Origin of the sequence: Vreelandella halophila (genome assembly GCF_009856365.1) — a bacterium.
GTDB lineage: Bacteria > Pseudomonadota > Gammaproteobacteria > Pseudomonadales > Oleiphilaceae > Halospina > Halospina utahensis_B.
On the sequence record NZ_WMEX01000012.1, the window covers coordinates 1 to 19,481 of the forward strand.

14 protein-coding genes and 1 pseudogene are annotated in these 19,481 nt (G+C 54.3%); 6 read left to right on the forward strand and 9 right to left on the reverse strand.

Annotated elements, in window-relative coordinates; all coding sequences use genetic code 11:
- Positions 1-584 precede the first annotated feature (584 nt).
- Positions 585-950 (forward strand): hypothetical protein, encoded by a 366-nt coding sequence (locus GLW01_RS15245; RefSeq protein WP_160899639.1) that lies wholly within the window; start codon positions 585-587, stop codon positions 948-950.
- Between the two features lie 76 nt (positions 951-1,026).
- Positions 1,027-2,004, forward strand: coding sequence for a hypothetical protein (locus tag GLW01_RS15250; protein ID WP_160899640.1), 978 nt, complete (start codon positions 1,027-1,029; stop codon positions 2,002-2,004).
- Positions 2,005-2,138: 134 nt separating this feature from the next.
- On the opposite strand, the gene GLW01_RS15255 is transcribed toward GLW01_RS15250, so the two are convergent.
- Both GLW01_RS15255 and GLW01_RS15260 read right to left on the reverse strand, forming a co-directional pair.
- A complete protein-coding gene (locus GLW01_RS15255; RefSeq protein ID WP_160899641.1) occupies positions 2,139-2,789 on the reverse strand; it encodes a hypothetical protein in 651 nt (216 codons plus the stop codon).
- On the reverse strand, positions 2,786-3,565 hold the full coding sequence (locus GLW01_RS15260; RefSeq protein ID WP_160899642.1) for a hypothetical protein: 780 nt from the start codon (positions 3,563-3,565) through the stop codon (positions 2,786-2,788). The genes GLW01_RS15255 and GLW01_RS15260 overlap by 4 nt, the downstream gene beginning before the upstream one ends.
- 523 nt (positions 3,566-4,088) lie before the next feature.
- Here GLW01_RS15260 and GLW01_RS15265 point away from each other — a divergent pair.
- From GLW01_RS15265 to GLW01_RS15275, 4 genes are all read left to right on the forward strand, one after another.
- Positions 4,089-4,418 (forward strand): DUF1153 domain-containing protein, encoded by a 330-nt coding sequence (locus GLW01_RS15265; protein ID WP_160899643.1) that lies wholly within the window; start codon positions 4,089-4,091, stop codon positions 4,416-4,418.
- The gene (locus GLW01_RS15270) at positions 4,415-5,059 is read left to right on the forward strand and encodes a DDE-type integrase/transposase/recombinase (RefSeq protein ID WP_202405778.1); all 645 of its coding nucleotides are present in this window, start codon (positions 4,415-4,417) and stop codon (positions 5,057-5,059) included. The genes GLW01_RS15265 and GLW01_RS15270 overlap by 4 nt, the downstream gene beginning before the upstream one ends.
- Positions 5,056-5,232 (forward strand): integrase core domain-containing protein, encoded by a 177-nt coding sequence (locus tag GLW01_RS15895; protein ID WP_202405779.1) that lies wholly within the window; start codon positions 5,056-5,058, stop codon positions 5,230-5,232. The genes GLW01_RS15270 and GLW01_RS15895 overlap by 4 nt, the downstream gene beginning before the upstream one ends.
- A 478-nt stretch (positions 5,233-5,710) precedes the next feature.
- Positions 5,711-6,661 carry a hypothetical protein gene (locus tag GLW01_RS15275; RefSeq protein WP_160899644.1) on the forward strand — a complete coding sequence of 317 codons (951 nt, stop codon included), beginning with the start codon at positions 5,711-5,713 and terminating at the stop codon, positions 6,659-6,661.
- 46 nt (positions 6,662-6,707) lie between these two features.
- On the opposite strand, the pseudogene GLW01_RS15700 reads toward GLW01_RS15275, so the two are convergent.
- From GLW01_RS15700 to GLW01_RS15305, 7 genes and pseudogenes are all read right to left on the reverse strand, one after another.
- Positions 6,708-6,891: pseudogene (locus GLW01_RS15700) on the reverse strand (IS66 family transposase); the annotation flags it as partial.
- Positions 6,892-7,090: 199 nt separating this feature from the next.
- Positions 7,091-9,235: a UvrD-helicase domain-containing protein gene (locus GLW01_RS15280; protein WP_160899645.1), complete on the reverse strand. Its 2,145-nt coding sequence runs from the start codon at positions 9,233-9,235 to the stop codon at positions 7,091-7,093.
- Positions 9,235-15,675 carry a DEAD/DEAH box helicase gene (locus tag GLW01_RS15285; RefSeq protein ID WP_160899646.1) on the reverse strand — a complete coding sequence of 2,147 codons (6,441 nt, stop codon included), beginning with the start codon at positions 15,673-15,675 and terminating at the stop codon, positions 9,235-9,237. Before GLW01_RS15285 ends, GLW01_RS15280 begins: the two co-directional genes overlap by 1 nt.
- Positions 15,675-16,175, reverse strand: a complete 501-nt coding sequence (locus GLW01_RS15290; protein WP_160899647.1) for a preprotein translocase subunit SecB — start codon at positions 16,173-16,175, stop codon at positions 15,675-15,677. Before GLW01_RS15290 ends, GLW01_RS15285 begins: the two co-directional genes overlap by 1 nt.
- On the reverse strand, positions 16,172-16,741 hold the full coding sequence (locus GLW01_RS15295) for a type II toxin-antitoxin system MqsA family antitoxin (protein ID WP_160899648.1): 570 nt from the start codon (positions 16,739-16,741) through the stop codon (positions 16,172-16,174). The genes GLW01_RS15290 and GLW01_RS15295 overlap by 4 nt, the downstream gene beginning before the upstream one ends.
- A 14-nt stretch (positions 16,742-16,755) precedes the next feature.
- The gene (locus GLW01_RS15300) at positions 16,756-17,181 is read right to left on the reverse strand and encodes a hypothetical protein (protein ID WP_160899649.1); all 426 of its coding nucleotides are present in this window, start codon (positions 17,179-17,181) and stop codon (positions 16,756-16,758) included.
- A 111-nt stretch (positions 17,182-17,292) separates the two neighbouring features.
- Positions 17,293-19,083, reverse strand: coding sequence for a GmrSD restriction endonuclease domain-containing protein (locus GLW01_RS15305; protein ID WP_160899650.1), 1,791 nt, complete (start codon positions 19,081-19,083; stop codon positions 17,293-17,295).
- Positions 19,084-19,481: the final 398 nt, after the last annotated feature.

The following is a 19,481-nucleotide window of genomic DNA, read 5'->3' on the forward strand; positions in this document are numbered from 1 at the left end:
ATCGGCTAAACGGAACTGGACACCGGAACCGGCGGAAAATGATCGGACCAGCGATTGGGCTGGTGAAACGAACAAGCAGGAAGGCTGTGGAGTTTACCCGGAAATGGGTTTTTCTACAGTCTCGTTAAACGGTAAAGCATGGAAAGCAGAAGTCGCAAAAAATATGCTTCAATGATGAGTGGGAGTGTCGATGTCGAGTGGAAACGCTCCGCGACTTTACTTCCGGGAAAACTCATTGCACCTATCTCCAGACCACGATCGAATCCGAAGCGCTTCAGTTGCGGAAGTTGCTTGAGCTAATTGCGTACTCTTCGCTGGTGTCTTACCAAGAGTATCACCAGGTCCAAATAGCGATGACGTCCTCACTGTTGCGCAGCGAATGACCAGCTGAAATTTCATACATTAATATGGGTCTGGCATTCGTTATCCTGATACCAACTAACATTACCCATCGACTTTCCGGTACATTCGATTAATACGGAGCTTTCAGATGTGTTCGCAAACGCTATTCCAGTCGGAAACGCGATCTCATTAACGGATCCAACCCTGCAATCAGATGGAGAATTTTCATCTCAGGAGGCCTGATGACGCACAATGCAACGACCCTCTCCGGTCTCCCCGTAAACACCACCGAAATCCGCTATGAGAACGAGGACTATCGCGTGATGGCGGACGGCCGCATCGAGTACACCCAGAAAGGCATCCCGGACATCAGCGAGATCCTGCACGAGCACGAGAGCGACATCCGGTTGATCCAGACACCCGAGCAACACAGGGAAGCACTGGAAATCTGCATCGAGGAAGGCCTCGCGCAAACCGCGCACCGAGCACGATCCGGCGACCTGGACGCCCAGTTACTGCACTTGATGATGAGTGATGCGAGCAATGAGGAAGTGAAACGGATGCGCGATTTAGTGGCGAGAAAAGCAGCAATTAAGCTAGTGAATTGACACCGGCAAATTCCGTATTAAAGAATAACAAAATATTTTATTAGTTATAAAGTACTGATACGCAGAGGAATTCGCTATGGGGTTATTTGATGCTTTGAGGTCTTTTGAGCATGAGATTAACGAGGTAAGAAAATACCTTATTTCAGATAAACGCATGCAAAAAAAGTATGCAAACCCGTTTATCGCCGCTTACGGAAGAAAAATTGGACAACTAATTGCGCGAGGGCGGAAACGAACGTCTCATTTAGATACCTCCCATGAACGAGGCTCGGCATACAATCAAGAGTTTGCAGACAACGACATACGATTTTCAGTTTTAGGTCAAGCAATTACGGCTTATCTTCAAGATCTTAGAGCAGGGAGGTATGTCAATACTGCTGTTGAAACTGCGGTATGGGGTATTCTCCTAGATGAGGATCCAGCTTTAATAGATTCTATGAAACCAGGTCTCTCTAGTTTCATTAAAGAAAACTACAAAAGAAAGGCTCCTGACGCAAACAATGTTTTCAATCGCGGTGATTATGACCTACATAAAGACCTTGAAAACCTAGGAGCCTCTACTCCTGAGAACCAAAAAATAAAAACCGAGGAAGATTGGAATGCACAATCTGCAGTGCCAAAAAAAACCGATAATGGTCTTTGTCAATCCAAAATCACAGAAAAGAGAATATATGAATTTCTTACAAGAATGTTGGGTGAAGAAAACGCAAATGCAGCTCTAAACAGACTATGGCAAAATCAGTTTGTTAAAAATGATATCGGAATACGCACACCTGCTACTTTCGAAATTAGGGTTCTACTCGCTCGAAAATGGCTGACTAAAGCCATGGCCACTCCTGACTTTAAGGAGTATTGGCTGCGTTCATATGCCGAATATTTCAAGAAGCACTCCTCCCCTTTAGCGGATCAAAGAGACTTATTGACGACAGATAATCAAGTGTTAGCTTTAATCAACGATCTTACCAGCTATATTGAGGAGGGTGATTGCTATTTATATGGTCCAAGCGGGGATTATCTGGACCAACTTGAAGATTTTCGCGATCCCGATAACTAGACTCAAGTTGCCATATTGACTTCTCTAGGGCTTTGACAGAACGGCCCAACAAAGCACTGCAGCCCGACGTGGAAACGGCTGGGCGGTTCCCGCGTGGATGAGCGAACCGTTAAGACTATAGTCCCCCGACACCATCAGAAGCCGCCGCGCAAATTACGCTTTTTCTTTTCGAGGTTCTCGATCTCGCTTTTCAGTTGCTGCCGATGTCGTTGAAACGCCGATACCCGAGTCTCAAGCTCCGCCTCTTCCTTCTGGCGCCGTTCCAGCTCTTCGGCGAGCGCCTTCAGTTCTTTGCGCTCACCAGCCTTGTTGGATTGAAGTTCTTTCAACTCAGCTGCTACTCGTTCAACCTCCGTTCGTGCTGGTCGAACCCAGTATGCGTACGTCGCGATGAGACCTGCGAGCAGGAATGGAACCAATATCAGCTTGAGGAATATCACGAGCCAAAACCACCAGGACCAGGTGCCGCTGAACCCTTGAGCCAACGCTTTGCGCCCTCCTTCGATCCAACTGGGCGGACATGAAGGCACCACCCAATCACAGGCCCGTGCGATCCCGGCACGGTGCTGCTGGAACCACACACCGTTTTTGAGGCTAGCGAGTTCGGTCTGAAGTTCATCAATCCGGCGCTCGCTCTCCCTTAGCGCTTCGTGATGCTCGTTTTCGAGCCGTTCGATTGTGGCCTGTTTGGCCTCCAGCTGGTTTTCAAGCGCCGCAATGCGTTGCTCATCGGTGCATCCTGCGAGCGTGATCAGAAGGAAAGCTATTGCTGTGATACGGCTCATACCTCGATCTCCAGGAACAGGATGCATGCCTCTACCCACCCGGGCATTTCCCTTACTCCCTGCGGGATGGCTCGCCCCCGCAGATCCTTGGTCCAGAATTTGACTTGGGCTCCTGGCTGGAAACGCTGCTGGTAGCATTTCAGAATTGCTCGGGATGGCGAAAAGACGATGACCTGGTCGAACTGCTCCTCACGCAAGGCCTTTACCAAACCCCACGCAAAGGCGTCCATACCACGTGCCTTTTTGGCTGTCAGCTCCAGTTCCAGCGCGATCCGATTCCCTTCATCGTCGATAACAATGGCGTCCGGGTGCTTGGTGCCTTGGAGGCTTTGTTCCGCAATCTCCGAAGGAGCCTGGTAATGGATGAAGACACCTTCGAAAAGCCACTTCGCGACTGCTCCCTGGACCAGCAAATCGTGCCGCATCTGCATAGGTCGATAAGTACGGAATCCCGGATATTCGCTCAGTTGCTCCGGATTCTCGATCTCCGACTCAACGATGATTCGGCCCTCGGGTGTCAGTGCCACTACCGTCGCAGCTGTCCCCTTAGCTCCACCGGAGCCAGTCGGCTGCTCCTTGAGCAGACCCCGTTCGATCAGCCTCCGTGCTACGCCGCGTCGCGTCGGCGAAGCCACCTGGTCCACTATCTTTGGGCTGGACCAATCCCATCGCCAGACCCATTCAAGCGCTTTAAGATCTTTGCTTTTGCCCCGTGCCCTGGGAGACTCTCCCCCGAGTGCTTGGGCTCGCTGCTCCATCAATTTCGCATGGTTCATCGCACACACTCCTGCTCTTTTTCGCACGAGGTATTGCATTGCCCCGTGCGAACCCTTTTGCGATCTAGGATCGCTCCTATGTGCGAATACGGGGTGCGATAAATTGGGTTGCTGTATCCGCTTCTAGGCACCGCGTTGTGGAAGACTCTGTGTCGCGCTAAGGCCCGTCACGGCAAGGGTTACGCTGCACAAGTACCCCTTTTCCCCGTCAACGCTGGACGCACTCACTGCGCCCTCCCCCACAAAACGGTCGGTCAGCTTCCGCTACCGTCATCTACGTGCGACTACCCGGCTTGGGCGGGCTTTTCACGCAAGAGCTATGCTCTCCAACTGCCATCGTCAACGCGGCTGAACGCCACGACCATGTTGGGGTCATGTGCGGTTCTGAGGATTTGGTGGGGTTCTTCGGTGAAGTGCTTAGGAGTGCGTGGAGTAAACGCGTCCGCAGCTATCCAATCCTTAGAATTTGGTTAGACATTATCTAGCGTCTGAATTGACCCCCTCCACAGCTGCACAGGTTATAGTGCGGCGCAGAGGAGGTAGCGATGAGCGATCAACCGAACAGCGATGGACGGCCAAGCGTAAAACAGCCGTTGTCATGGACATCCTGAAGGGTAAGACCACCGCAGCAGAGGTTGCCCGCCAGCATGATCTGACCGTCTCGGAAGTCGAGCGCTGGATCGATGAAGCCCAGAGAAACATGGAGAACGGCTTCAAGTCCCTTCCCCGTGACATCCGTGAGCAGTACGAGTCGGAACTGCGCGATACCAAAGAAGCTCTGGGTGAAGCCCACGTGCAGATCCATGCGCTAAAAAGGTTCAAACGCCTGCTCGACGAGGACGAGAACTCGTGAGGTCGCTGCAGGCGGAGCTGGCAGGTGAAGGGCATTCGGTGTCGATCAGCAAGCTGTGTCGATGGCTGGGGCTGCCCAGGCGCACGTTCTACTATCAACCCAAGGCTCGTCCGCGCGTTATCAATGACGTTCTGGAAACGCGTGTGAAGGCAACCATTGAGCGGTTTCCAACCTCTGGGTATCGACGTCTGGCCTGTGTGCTTGGTGAAAACCGCAAGCCGGTGCAGCGAATCCTGCAACTCAAGGGATGGCAGGTGCGACGACGACCGCAGGGGTTCCGGCCTCGGGCTCGGAGCCTGCCCTCGGTGGCCCACAGGCCCGATGAACGCTGGGCAACGGATTTGACCCATGTCTGGTGCGGCAAAGATCGTCGCGCCGCCCTGGCGGTGATCATCGACTGCTGCACCCGGGAAATCCTGGGCTGGCGGTTGTCCGATAACGGCAGTGCCAAAACCGCCGAGGCGGCCCTTGAGGAGGCGCTCATTGAGCGCCTCGGTGTCCTGCAGCGGGTGACACAGCCGTTGGCTCTGAGAAGCGAAATGGCTTGGTATTCAGTTCCCGCCATTACACGGGCACCGTCAAAGCGTAAGGCCTTACCCAGGAGTTCACGACGCCTTATACGCCGGAACAGAATGGCTTGATTGAACGATTCTTTCGGTCATTGAAAGAAGAATGCATCTGGCAGCACCGGTTCGAGTCACTGGCCCATGCACAGACGGCTATTGGCAACTGGATCCGGTACTACAACGAGCAAAGGCCGCATCAGTCACTCGGCTATGTGGCACCACGGGCACACCCAGCATTAGTGGCTTAAGGTGTGCAGAAACCCGGGGGTCATTACAACCTGACGCGGCGGCTGACTCCGTGGACGATAGTCCTTACAAGCCTTAACAAAAAATGACGCCCCCAGTACCGCACCATTTATAAGGATCAACTACGGTCTCTCTCGGAATCAATCACCTTGGAGATGGCCATAAAACAGGCCCTAACCGTTCTCAAACTTGCTCCTGCAACCACCCTTACTTTGGGGTGGCTGGCTGCTTTGGCGGAAGTTATTTGAGTTCATCAAAGACTGATGGTTAGAGACTTCATGGTGTCGACGGTAGTGAAATGATTAGAATCACTGGTCTGGAGCGCAAGCAAAATTAGGATCTTCCTAGAAAGAGCTCTTGAGTAGCAAAACAGGTGATGAACGCTTGATCTAAAGGATGTACTTTAATTTCGAAAGCCTCATTAACTAGACCAATATTGAGCTCTACCTTCAAATATTTTATATGCAGAGATCTTTCGTTATGACGCAAGAAAAAGAATACCTCGATATAAAGGAAATGCCGTATTCAGATCGACAGATAATCACTATTGGACCAGACAAAACAGCGCTCAACGCTCGGAAATCCCAAAACGCTCGCAGTTTTGATCGTGAAGCTTGGATTGAGGGAGTTCGATCTGCCGCTCAACGTTCGGGATCTCGTGAGGGATCGCTTGGAGTTTCAGCTTCAGAAAAAGCATTAGTCAATAACATAAATCATATATCTGCTATATTTGAGAGCAGAAAACGTCGGCAAAATATGAAGGAAACTGTTCTGAATACTTTAAGGCTCGGACTTGAGGGCCGAAAAGGTTGGCAAAATACGAATGAAAATCTGCTGAATATTCTTAGGGTCGCGAGAACCGAGGCAGATGACCTGCAATTTGAGCCAGGCCATCCTCGCCCACGTGTACTGTACGTCGGCAACCCTGTGGATGCGCGCAAATACTATACACTCGCGAATTTCCATCGCGCGGTATTCGAGCATAAATTCACCGAAGCAGTCAGAGTTCTTATGCATTTGGGGGCAAAGACCTTGACTGTCGAACACATTCGAGGCTGGTCACACGAATTTGCAGCCCAACTTTCCGCATCTCTCCCGAGATTATCAGATAATGGCTCCGCCAACTTTAAGAGAGAACAAAAATCTTCTGACGACATACTCTTTCGCGCCACATTGTCTGGGTGTCAGCAACCTGAGGTGCCCCCAGACGTTGTTTGGCAACCCCATGAAAAAACTTGGCAATTGGTTTCGGAGGGTAGGCTGAAGCATGGTCTAGAAGAATTTGAATTAAATGTTTCATACGAGGATGACTACGGAATCGATGTCGACTTGAAGGCCAAAGTTCAGGAGGCTGGTTTGGAAGTGGGTGGTAATTTTATGAAGCATCAAAGCACAGTGTGGAAACTGCGGGGTACGTTTGGTTCAGCGTAAGCGCCCGTAAATCAACCAACTTGCCCAGGCCCATTGATCAGCCCTTTTATAGAGCCGGCTCCAGGCGTGTACTCCAGGGCAGCAGCGCCTCCAGTTTCTCTACGGTGTCCGCCTCGCCAATGTGCTTGGGTGTAGACCGACGACTCCAGATCGGTCGCCTTGGCCGTCTCGGTCAGCGAGTAGCAAGTCGCACTGGCGTTCGCCCCTCGCGTCGTATTGGCGAACAGCCAAGGCCCTGCGCGGCAACCCCTACGATGGCCACACACTGCATGAAGCACTGATGCGGGTGCACCGCCATTGCGGCCACCTCCCGGCGAACACCCTGGTTGACCGCTGCTATCGCGGCAGCATCGCAGAATCAGAAAACCCAATTTTGATTTTTTGAGAGCCATCAAACCTCTTAGAGACCCTAAAAACCGGCAGTCTTGTTTAACTGCGTAGATACTCACTGACCTCACCGCTCCAACTGACATACAACCCCTGTACCGCCCTAGTACAAGCCACATGCAGCAGCGCTCGCTCGTTTAGGTCTCTAGCCCGCTTCTCAACAACGTCTTCGGTTTTATCCATGGCGACTTGAAGCGGCACCACGCCTTGGTTCACCGCCACAATGAAAACCACTTTGAACTCAAGGCCCTTTACGCGGTGCATGTTCGCCAGGCGTATTCCGGGTATCTGGGTATTTTCCGTCGAATCGCGCCGAACGGGATAGGCGTCGCGGCCGGCCTCTTTAAGGGCGCTCTTAACATCCTTCAGGTGCTTTTCCGTCCGTGCCACCACGCAAATATTGCGATCGGGCATGCCATCATCGGTAAGCTTTTGTATCTCCGAGCAAACCCACTCGGCCTCTTCCTTGGGGTCAGAGAAACCTTTGAGTACCGGCTTTTGTCCCATCAAAAGGGAGCGATAGCCACTGAGGGAGTCCTGGTCATCATCCAGGTCATCAACCTCAATCCCTTCCAGAACAGCGGTAGCGTACCGACGGATCTCCTCGGTGGTCCGATAATTGACCCGAAGTTTCTTACCCCTGCCTCGAATGTTGATGCCACACTGGCCCAGAGAGGCGCGGCGCCCATAGATTCTCTGGTGGCCGTCTCCGACCAGCATCATGTCATCTTTTTGTTCGGGCACTAGCGCCCGCAGCAACTGCAGCATTTCGGGGCCGAAGTCCTGGGTTTCATCGACCACGGCGCACCGGTATTGCGGGAGATCTCCCTTGCCTTCTGCAAGATGGTCCATCACTGCATAAATTCCATCCTGCAGCGTCAGAAAACCATTCTGGTGGAGCTGAAGGCGCATTTCCTCAAAAACCGGCCAGATCTGGGCGCGTTGTTTCCGCGACAACGCAACACCTCGCCCGACACGCTTCGCCTTGAAATACTCCTGGCGAGTCTGAACTCGCTGGGTCAGCACAACCTGCTCGAACTCTTCCTCATAGAAACTATCCGGGAAATTGAGCTCCCCAGGCGATTGGGTTAGAGCTTTATCCCAACACTTGCTGTACTCATCCGAACCGGGATACACAACCTGCCCGGGATGACCAATCTGACGCAGTGCGCGATGAGCGAGGCCATTGATGTTAGTCACCTCAATAGCACCCATTTCCTCTTGAGTGCAGATCTTGCGCAGGTTGGCTTCAATATCCATTGCCAAATTACGAGTGAAGGTCGTGAACAACAGCTTCTCGCCCTGCGCCAGCACGTTACGTGCAAGCCATCGCGCCCGATGCATTGCCACCACTGTTTTACCGGTACCCGCTCCACCCAGTACGCGAACGGGTCCATTCCAATGACGTTCAACCAATTGCCTTTGAAGCGGGTGGAGGAAAACACGCCACTGCTCAAGGGGCGCTTCCAGCATCTGCTGAAGTTCCGCCTCATCCTCCACAACATGGAAACGACGTTGCGTAGTGGCGAGCTCCAGCGCAGCATCGATATCGGTGGTGTCCACCTCGTGCTCACCGTCCGGCACAGCGTACTCGGCCATCACCTCGTTCAGCGACACGCCCTCGGCCAGGAAACACAGGGCCTCAAAGGCCTCAACGGGAAGCAACCGCTCCATCTGATCCAGAGCCCTCTGTGAAGTCACTGCCTTCACCTGCTCCAGGCGATCCTCTGGAACGCCCAGGCGCAACAGCTCCCTATCGCGCAAATCAAAAAGCGCCTCACCCTCACTCTCAGCTTTGTCCTCAGCTGGTTCAGAGGCCGCCTCTGTTTCGACCGCCGCTTCATGATGGGTCACCTCATAAAGCTGCAACGCGCCGGTTTCAGGATTGACCTGGCACTTATGCCGTCGCGCCCAAGCGTAGGCCTCGTCGTGCTTATCCACCCACAGCAGCAGGTACACGTTGCCCTTGCTTGGCTTCATCACAATGGCACGGTAGTCCTGATCCACCCGTACGGAGCGGAACTGGTCATTGGCGGCATCGTTTATTTTTTCGTAGTTCAGCCCCGAGGACTGGGGGTTATTCCGGAACTTACCCACGAACTCATTGACCTTCTTCTGCTTGTTTCGCGGAATTCGCGCGAAAGCCTCGAAGAAATCCTGTGACAGGGCAACCTGGAGTGACTCCATTAAAAGACTCCGTTTTCTCTGAGTTCACGCAGATGTTCAACCATCCGCTCATCGTCCGGAATTAGCGTCCAACCTTCTACAGCCCCGGTGATGGGCTCAACCACAATAGCAACACGCGCCTGCGGCCACACGCAGTCCAGGGCGTCCCCGCCCATCACCACGGCGCCACTGGCATCGGTTATATCCAGCCCTACCTCGGGCTCAGGTAAACCCAGCCCCTTCATTGCGTCGAGCTGCTCTCGGGTAAGAAGCGAGAGCTCGTAGACCTCTGCCCAATCGTCCTCCTCGCCCTCATAATCCGGTTCAGCATCAGCGGTCGGAACCGGTACCTCCATTACTGTATCGAGCTTACCGGAGCTGACCGCCTTCAACGACGCGAAGCTGAAGCCTGGAAGAAACTGAAGCTGATTGACGCTGTGCCAGAACCCACGCCACTGAGCCTTGAACTCATCCGCGGGCCAATCCGTCTCATCATCAAAACACAAATGGCAGCGTAACGATTGAGCCACCGTTTCCGCATTACTGTCCTTAAGCACCGACTGTTGCAGGGCCGCCATCCCCGTCATCCCCTGGATCGTTACGCCCAGTGGCTCAGCTAACCCGCCAGGTATCAGTGCCGACCGCGTCGGATCGATCTCATCGCGTAATGATTCTGGTGCTGTTCGAAGCGCGACTTCAGACAAGCCATTGGCAACTTTCTCATCACGGGCTAATTTCGGATTCAGTAGTGTAAAGGCACGCCACGTAGCCCGTTGGTACAGGTAGCCAGTGGTGCTCTCTGGGTCACGAAGCACCCGCTCCAGCCAACGAAAGCCGCCCTTCTCATGGTGGGCACGGTGCTCAGCTGCACTCTCCCAACCCTGAGCGTTGGCCAACTGGTCGAATGTCTGTTGCATCGTGTCGTGAATCGGCGTCTCAACCCGCATCGGATCCCGCTGATGTCCTTCTGGGGGCTTGCCATGTTCGGGCAGATCATCCCAATTGAGCGTCCAAACCCAATACCGACCACTTCGAACCAGTGCCATGCGCTTGAGCACGTCGTCGTCCACAATGTCCTGATGGTACTGGAGCCCATCCGCATACACGGCAATCGGGCGAATGCGAGCCGCATCCTCGGCGCGTGCCGGCTTAAGTAACACATCAACTCGGGTCTGAACGGGCACGCCATCGGCGGGCCCCACATTCACCTGGTGTTCCAGGTTCCAGGCCATGGGCCTTCCATCCGGCCCGGGAAGCGTCAGGGTGTGGCCATGTTTACCATTGACCAGCGCGGGCGTCAGTCGCGCGTCATGGATCTGGCCAAGCGCATCCACGAACCGCTGTTCCAGCTTGCTCTCCACGAGGGCGTTCGTGCTGATATCGCTCAGGGTCTCTATCGGAGTCAACTGATCCCAGAGTGCCAGGATGTCGCTTAGAAGCGCTTTTGCCGCATCACGCGAGATGGTGCCCATGTGACGACTGTTTCGGTACGCCAGAATGCACCGATAACAGCCGTCGCGGTGCTCATCATCGTTACAACCACACTGCGCGAGATGATCACGCGCCCCCGCCAGCACTGCCTTCATGACATCCGGCTCGCGCATCAATTCCTTCAAATAGCCCGTCCCGCCGGGAATCCGGTCGTAAATCACCAGATAGATCCGCTCGGCACTATCCGAGCTGGACGGCTCGCGCATCTCCGTAATCTCCAGGTGATGAACATCACCGCTGAAGTAATCACGAAGCCCCAGGTTCAGGGCGGCAATGAATGAGTGAAGGTTCTCATCGGAGTACGCCACCTCGCTCAGGGGCAGAAGGATGCGTATGGCCTCGGAGTTGAGCTCCCGGTAAAGGTAGAGGCTGTCAAAATATTCCTCTTCCGACTCTTTCTCGGGATTGCGCCGCAGTTTGCAGGTCCAGGCGTGGGGTTGTTCGTTCTTTCGCCAACGCTCTTTCTGAACCTTGCCGCAATTGCGACAGATCCGAAAGCCGCGCCGGGAGAGCTCCTGGCCGGCCACTGTGAAGGAGTGGCTCTCATCCCCTGGCTCCCCGAAGTTAACCTCCCGGAATACCGCCTTCTGCAGATACTCGAACCCAAAAGGCAGTGTCTCGTCGGCTATACGGAAACCGCCCTTATGCCCTTCCTGGGGAATCGTGGCTAACATCTGACGGTTGAAAAACTGGGGTTCGCGCTGCTCGGTGTCATCGCCGATGCGGTTGTGTTTGTCGTCCACCGTCGCGTAGACCTGCCTCAGCTTCAGCACATCCCGCTTCTGTCCGCGATCCGCCCACTGGGCACTGCCGCAACTCGGGCAGGCACTGTGCTTATCGCCCGTGTCCACCCGTTCGTTGTAATGGCAGACACTGCAGAATCGCCATTCCTGGGGGCGCACGCCCTCCAGATCGACCTGATCCACTTCCATCTTGTGGTTGATCGCGTAGAACTGGCTCTGGGGGGCAAGCTCGCTCAGCGCAGCCTGGGCCGGGCGCTGGAACTCATAGGAAATCCGTTCGTACTTCTTCTCCTGGGACTCCTGTTGTTCTGTGGAAAGGCGCTTGAGCACCACCGAGCGCAGCGTCACCCCTTCTTCGGGAAACGCATAATTCGGAAGCAATCCTTCGTCGGTGAGAAACGCGAATACATGCCGTTTATTCTGCCGGTATACCAATGAAAGGATCGCATTGCGCTCCTGCTCCACTTCCCGGATATTCTCTTCAACCACCTCATCCCTGGGTTGCTTTTCAAGACGCTCTTTCTCGTATCGAAGCTTTTCAGCCTTTTTCAGCCAGTTTTTGCGGTCGTCCACCAGACGCTGGAGGGCCTCCGTCAGCCGGAGGGCCATGCTGCCCTCACCTTCACCGGACAGATGCCACTCCAGGTACTCACGTGCCTCGTCACTGAGATGATCAAACCGCTGGAAAAAACCCGATATCAACGACTGACGATGACCAGCAATAAAATCCAGCAGATTGTAGGGGAACTTGTCTTTGTGCCCGTGCTCTACGGCATCAAGAACCCGGCGCATTTCACCTGGAATCGCTGAGGGGTCAATCCCACTGGCAGCCCAGCGATCAAAACAGAATGCCATCATCTGCCGTTCCAGAACGGCGATGGCATTCAGGAAAACACCTGGCGGGTCCACCGCTCCCGATATCATTTCCAGCGGGTCGCCGTAGAAATACAGATCGTGATTCTGGCCTCCGGCAACAGTAACAGCCAGGGCATTGCCGTCACGCCGTCCCGCACGACCAATACGTTGCAGGTAGTTGGCCTGCGTAGGCGGCACCGAGCACAGCATCACGGTGGAGAGATCCCCGATGTCGATCCCCATCTCCAGCGTGGGCGTCGCTGAGAGCAGATTGATGTGCCAGGGCTCCTGACCATTCATGAAGGAATCTTCCACACGCAGTCGCTGATCATGCTCCAGTAGACCGGTGTGCTCATGCGGGACCAGCCTCCGAGGCTGTTCCGGCGCCCGCATTGTATGGGCGGGCAATGCCTTTTCAGGCTCCAAATGTCCACGACATTTCAGCCGCATGCAGGGCATTCCCTCGTGAGCGGCCGCGCCATGCTCGGCCACCACAATCCGATGGCGGCAATCGCTGCACCGGAAACTGGCCACGGTTTGTGAAACCTGCAACTTCTCAGGATTAAGAAGCCACAGCGACTGCCCCTGGGCATCATGCTCCACCAACCAGTGTTTATCCGTAAGGCCCTTCAGAATGATCGAAAAGATTTGCCGCGCCTCAGCCCCAGCAAACAGGCTCTCGCTTCCCAGAGTCTTCTTGAGCCACTGCAGAGACCAGGTCTCTCCTTTGTTTTTAACCACCGCTTCGAAGTTGTTGGAAACATGCTGCAGTGTCAGTGCTGCGGGTGGTCGTTGAGCACGGCCGAAGCCCGGCATCCAATTCAACTTATTGAGTAGGTACTCCTTACCCTTGTAATTGAAGTAAGTCTCCAACATTGGGTCATGGATAGCACCGAGCCGGCGCAGATGGTGCAGCCAGCCAGTTAGAAAGATCAGGAAGGTCTCGGCGTCCAGGTCACGCAGCGCCTCAATCTCCTCCCGCAACCGGTCCAGTATTCCATCCAAATCCTTACGCAGCGCGTTCTGGTCGAGCGCAACGCCGCCTACTCCCATGCGCTCCAGGGAGCGACCAAACTGACCCCGGCGCCCAAACTCTGCCAGGCACTCCCAGCTCATGCGCTTCATCACCAGATCAGACAGGTCTGAGTTCTGCGGCAGGCGGTTTTCCTCAGTCAGCCGCTGGTAATCAGCCAGCCACTGCATATTGGGGGCAATAAAGAGTCCACAAAAACGATCATCACGCCCAATCCAATCCCGCCACCGTCGCGGGAACCACTCCTTCATCTCCTGCAGGCTTGGCGCCATGGGCTGCTCCCGCAGCCAGCGGGTCATAGCCTGGCGGATAACCTCACGCCACGTATTCGCTCCGAGAAATCCGGCGCGGTGCGCGGCATCCTGTACGGAATCCGAAAACGCAATCAGCTTGTGATCGTCATTATAGGGCGTGCTGAACAGTCGACCGCTCATCACACTCGTAAGCGTGGCCGCCCTGTAACCAAGAATCTGGAGTGATTCCGTCGCACCACACTCCGGGCAATCATGGGTTGCGACCGTTGTGTCCTGACCTTTGCGCTGCACCTGCTTCAAAAGATCCGGAACCCAGACCCTGAGCAAGGGCTGATCCGGGCAATCCGAGCACACCGCATCCCCATTGGCCGGCGAAAGACGCTGACAGGCCGGACAGAAATGGCGCACCGGTTCACCCGGTTCATCACCCTCCGCGAGTGGCACTAATAAAGCTGCCTGACGTGAATAGCTGAACCACTGCTGGTAGAACGTCTGGAGGTTACCGTCGCAATGAAGTTCGCCGGATTTCTGCACAATCCCCCAGGCCGCCATATTACACTCGCGGCAATGCAGCAAAGGCAGGTGCAGCGGATCTTCCTGATCACGCAGATCATCCGCGAAACGCAATTCCGGGTTCTCGTCCGCGTTCAGGGGGACTTTCGAGACCATGCGCCGCAATTCGCGCAACCACAGCTGCTGGCGAACCTGCAGCAATGGGGCACACCATTCATCCGGATCATCGCTGTCCGGCTGATTCCAGACCCTGGCGGCCGAGATGAGCGAACTCAGGCTCATCACCAACTGCCACGCTTGGCGTTCGTTTTGCAGCCCATAACGGAAACGCCAGTTCTCTGCCAATTCCCCTACCGAACGCAGCGTATCCAATTCGGAGATAAGGGTATGGAACTGCTCATGCTTGTGGAGCAGTTCACCAAGCTGTACCGCCCCTTCCGCGCGCCGCCGATGCGAAGGCGCATTAAGCGGCGGAACCTGTGAGGCCTCCAAATCGGTAAACCAGAGCCGAACCTGGTAAAACAAGTAGTCGTCCGCCTGGTCATAATTGGCCGGATCCAGCTCCCGCTCGTCGCCGTTGGGTCGCGAGAAATACTCAATGGCCTCACGCCTTTTTGTCTGTTCCTCAGGCGTATGCCCCAGCAGGTACTCGCTCGGCGAAAGACGGTCTTCGACGACTGTAGACTGTTCATCGAACTCGGCAGCAAAAACCTCGCGCGCGTACTCAAGCAAACTGCCACCTGCCTCCGTTCCCAAAGTGGCAGATGTCCCAATACAGGCCAGCTCCGGGCCGGCCTCCAGGCGATCACGCAAACGCCGGACAAGACAGGCCAGATCCGTCCCCTGCGCACCATCAAAGGTATGCAACTCATCCACCACCAGGTAGCGCAATGTCCCCGGCTCATTGAAGCGCCACAGTGGCTGGTCCTGGGGCCGGATGAGCAGGAAATCCAGCATCTTGTAGTTAGTAAGCAGTATGTCCGGCGGGTATTGGCGCAGCGTGTTGTGATCCGTGATCACATTCTCCGTCCCCATCGCTTCATCGCCGGATCCACCGCCCATACCAACAAACAGCCCAACCGTAAGCGTGGTATCCAGCTTGTGGACTTCCTTGGCAAAACGCCGCGCCTGGTCCGTACCAAGCGCGTTCATGGGGTAGACCACAATGGTCTTAATACCCTTTTCCCGCCGAGTGCAGCTGTCCTCCAGAACCGGCAGCATAAAACACTCCGTCTTACCGGAGCCGGTTCCTGTGGCAATCAACGTGGATTTCGGCGCCTCGCCGGTGAGGCGCTGAAAGGCTCGCTGTTGATGCTGGTAGGGCCTTGTAAAAGGTAATTTCAGGTGCTGAAAGGGAAGCTCCCCCTCCTTCGCCAAGCGAAAGGGCAGCTTGATGTCTAGATAGGGCCCCTTGAACACCTCCTCTGGGCGATCAAGTAGACCATCAATCAGCGCATGGGGCGCGGGTTCAAGGTCGTTACCTTGAAAGTAGCGGGTAGCAATGGGATAAGCATTGCGCAGAAAGCTCTGCACTGCAGATCTGAGTTCATCGGCTGCGACGCTGGGAAGCATCAGCTATCCGAGGGCAAATTTACATCACGATTCTGCGCAAACTGTCGCATGGGTAGTGCAACCCTCGGCATACGCAAGCGCTCGCTCTGGTTCATGACTAGCTCACGCCAATAGGGCCATGCATGATAACTCGCATTGGTTAACGCAAACTCGTCAATGGCCTCCTTGTCCAACTCCGCACTCATCAGATATTCGACGATGAAATCCGCTTCGACTTGCCCTTTGACTTCGGTTTCTTCCTCCTTGTCCTCAGAATTACTACCCGCCTCAATCCATCGAACGCCGAACCCAAGCGTTATGCGCAATAGCTGACCATCTCCCGATGTCAGCTCCAGAACCTCTGACTGACGTGCCACATGCATCGTTTGAAGCTTTAACCCCTCTAGGGCGCCATGGTTCTTCGGGTTGAATCCATTTAAATGACGGGCATCGAGCGCCGTGACATAGAGATCAAGAAATTCGAGTTGGGCCTTTGCGCGCTCAAGAGCCTCAGAGTTCATGACGCGTACTCCATTGCGCTATCCTGAATAGAGACCACGCCGAGGCTCCGGAGTTGCACATCCGCTTCGATATGAGGCTCCTCCAGATCCCTCCAGGATCCGCCGAGTTCGGTATGAAGCCGGAATTCCAGAGGCTCAGGATGCACTTCCATTCCAGCCAGTCGCCGCAGGTAGGCGAATGCATCGGGGACGTCGCGCGCAACCCGCAGCAGGCGATCCATCGCGAAAGACTGCGCAACATCATCAGCTTCATACTTTGCAAATGCTGTGGGGCCACCACCGAATAACTTTGCAGCTGCGGCCTGAGTCAGTCCCAGCTGTTTGCGCAGACTCAACATCTCCGTCCCTTTAAGCAAGCCATCCACCTCCTTGCGGAACGCCATCATGCTGCGCTTATTTCTCAAAGCGTGGGCGGCACCAGCCTGCTCACTGCCGCATTCCGTGCATACCGCATAATGGAGCGGCAGCTGCCCTTTAATCCCCTTGTATTCAACTTCATTTGCCTCGACCTGCTCCTGGAGTACCCCCTCTTCACAAACCGGGCACGTCTCATTTATACCGTTCATACAAACTCCTCCAATCAATCCCTGCTCGTATGGCAGGACACCACAAGCAGGCATTTGCCATGCTTGTTGATGGCAAACTTCAGGTAATACTCGAAATCCATTTCCTTACCTGCATTCTCGATCCATTCACGGCAAATGACTGTATAAGCATCGCACGCAGCCCATGGGCCGTCAGGTTTTTGCTCGCACCACTGGGAATTTTTATATCGACCATGTTTTACAGCCGTTCTGAGCAAATCAGCAACTAAAGCGCAATCGAGTCCATCGTTCTGTGCATCCCTCAGACAGTCTCGTGTCCAGAGAACAACCCCATTTTCGCCTTTTGAATCAAGTAACTGACATACTTCATCAACGGGATAAAGAGGGCCCTCTTGAATTAAACCGCCATTTTCACGCGTAGGAGCACCTTGAAATCGGCTGACAACCTTAGCATTTACCATTATGGTAAGTCCATTCTAGCATTTTTAAACCCATTCCGCTGTCACAACGATTGCCCGACCTTCGTCCTGTGACCTATCTCTCCCTCAGCCGAGAGCACGCGCGATCCGCACTCACTCGATCAATACACGCTTACCCATCACCTGCTCAATCAACCCGAGAAGTCGTTTGCGTCGCTCATCAATAAACCCCTGAAAATCATCACTTCGCAACTTCTCAGGTGAGATGCAATGCCCTTCCAAGATCCGATCCATGGCTTCATCAGAAAGCTGAACGCCTTCATGATTCTGGAGTTTATCTAGATAGACAGAGGGTGCATCACCACCAATCTTGCGGTTAGCTTTATAGGAGATCGGGGTCTTATTAAGGATGGTGTCGTATTCCTTGGGAGGAATAGCCTGCTGCTCACACCAAGCACGCGGGAAAATGTGATGAATATCCAGCGCCATTTCCTGGGCGTCGAGCTCTTGTATGCCGGCTTTCCAGAAAAAATCCTGGGCGCCTTGGCGGAGAATTAGAACATTGATTGCCTTATAGGCCGAGCTGAGCCGGTTCTTCAGCGAGTCAAGACGCTCGGGCTGGAACGCTGCATCCGTCACTGTCCGAGGAATTGCACTGTCATCCTCAAACCATGCAAGCAACTCCTCCAGGTCATTGGCAATGCGCGTCTCACCCGCCCCCCCGTACAATTCGCCTAATGCGCCACACCAAAACCAACGGGCCAACTTGTCGTAAATCACGGGCTCACGCCACCGATCGCCGATCAACGCCATCAGAGCCGCTATCGGAACAAGCTGGGTTCCATAAGGCAGCTCTCGCTGGTCGTAGAAAAACTCCTTTCTCAGAAAGCGGGCCGCTTCCCGAAACCCCTTTTCCACCGAATCCGCCCAGCGCTTGTAATCCTCCAGAGGCAACTCAAGCACTGCGGCGCGTTTCGCGCTCACTGGGCGCACCTGTTTCCCAAGCTTTCCGGCAGCAAGATCATCCTGTTTGCGCTCGCGGGTATAGAGCAATGTAATCGCTTGCAGAAAGTCCGTAGACTCCACGTCACCGAGCAAGGAGTCCGCCTCCAGCCGCTGTTTGCGCGACTGCACATTGCGAATATCTGACCCGTACCAGTCATCCCGCAAGTTATAACCATCTGCCGCATAGCTCGCCGTGATCAACTCAAAGACCGAGAGCTGCACGCCGCCCGTATTTACCTTCTCAAATACCAGGCACACAGCTTCTTTGGAGGTTTCCTTTTTAAGCTCAATGATGGGCAATTGGTACTGACGAAAGGCGCTGATGACTTGCTTACGAAACTGCATGTAGGTGCTGAAGGCGTCCTGATTGTATTCCTGAAGCGCCTCTTCCCACTCATCGGAATTCGGAATCTGATCACAGGGGAAGTACAGTTGCTCACACTCCAGCTTACGTGTTGAAAGGTCCAACTCAATATCACGCCCGAAATTACCCCGGATCTGACGATTTTCATCGACCCCGACAATGGCCTCTTCGAGCCGATCATTCGCTTCAAGCGCGGTTGGGATATGGAAGTAATAATGTCGTTGGATGTTCTTACCCTTTGCCGTTCTTGTCGCAACGGGTGTCGGCAATGCGATCGCCTGGACTAGACTAGTGAGGCGTTGCTGGCCATCGAGAATCAGCCGCTCCGGATTATCCGTGACCTTTTCGGGAGCAATTCCCTCAACAGGACGCACCTGAAACCGGACTTCACCCCCAGTTTCCATCAGCATTACCGCACCAACAGGAAAGGAGCGCGCCATACTTACCAGTAGACTGCGCACATGGTCATCGTCCCAAACCCAGCCGCGCTGAAAATCCGGAAGCTGAATCTTACCCTGGCGAATATCCTCCAGAAGCTCTGGAAGAGCCGATTTGGTGCTATCAAACGTTGTCACGACATGACTCCCTTTAATCCGGTGTCCATCAAAGTCTTTTTCGCTTATTCAAAGTTTTATTCACGCAATTGGCTAAAAGCCTCCAGCAAGAACCGGTACAAAGATTCTTCCGCCTCAGACCCTCTTCTATCCGGATTAGGGTACGCTGTTGCGATTAGAACGAGACGAACGATGTCCGGGTAGTTGTCAAAAAGGCGTGATAGTTCGCCATCGAATAAATCCAGCCAAAGCCGAGTAATGCGTTCTTCCAGGGTCTTAGTATTGGGTCAGTCCCGGTAGCTCAGGGTGCAAACGTTCACCATAGGAATACCGAAAGAAAGCCGCTATTTGATCGTGTAGCTCCTGAAGCGTTCGGTGATCAAAGCTCGACATTGGATGCTCGCACCCCAGCTCGGTAT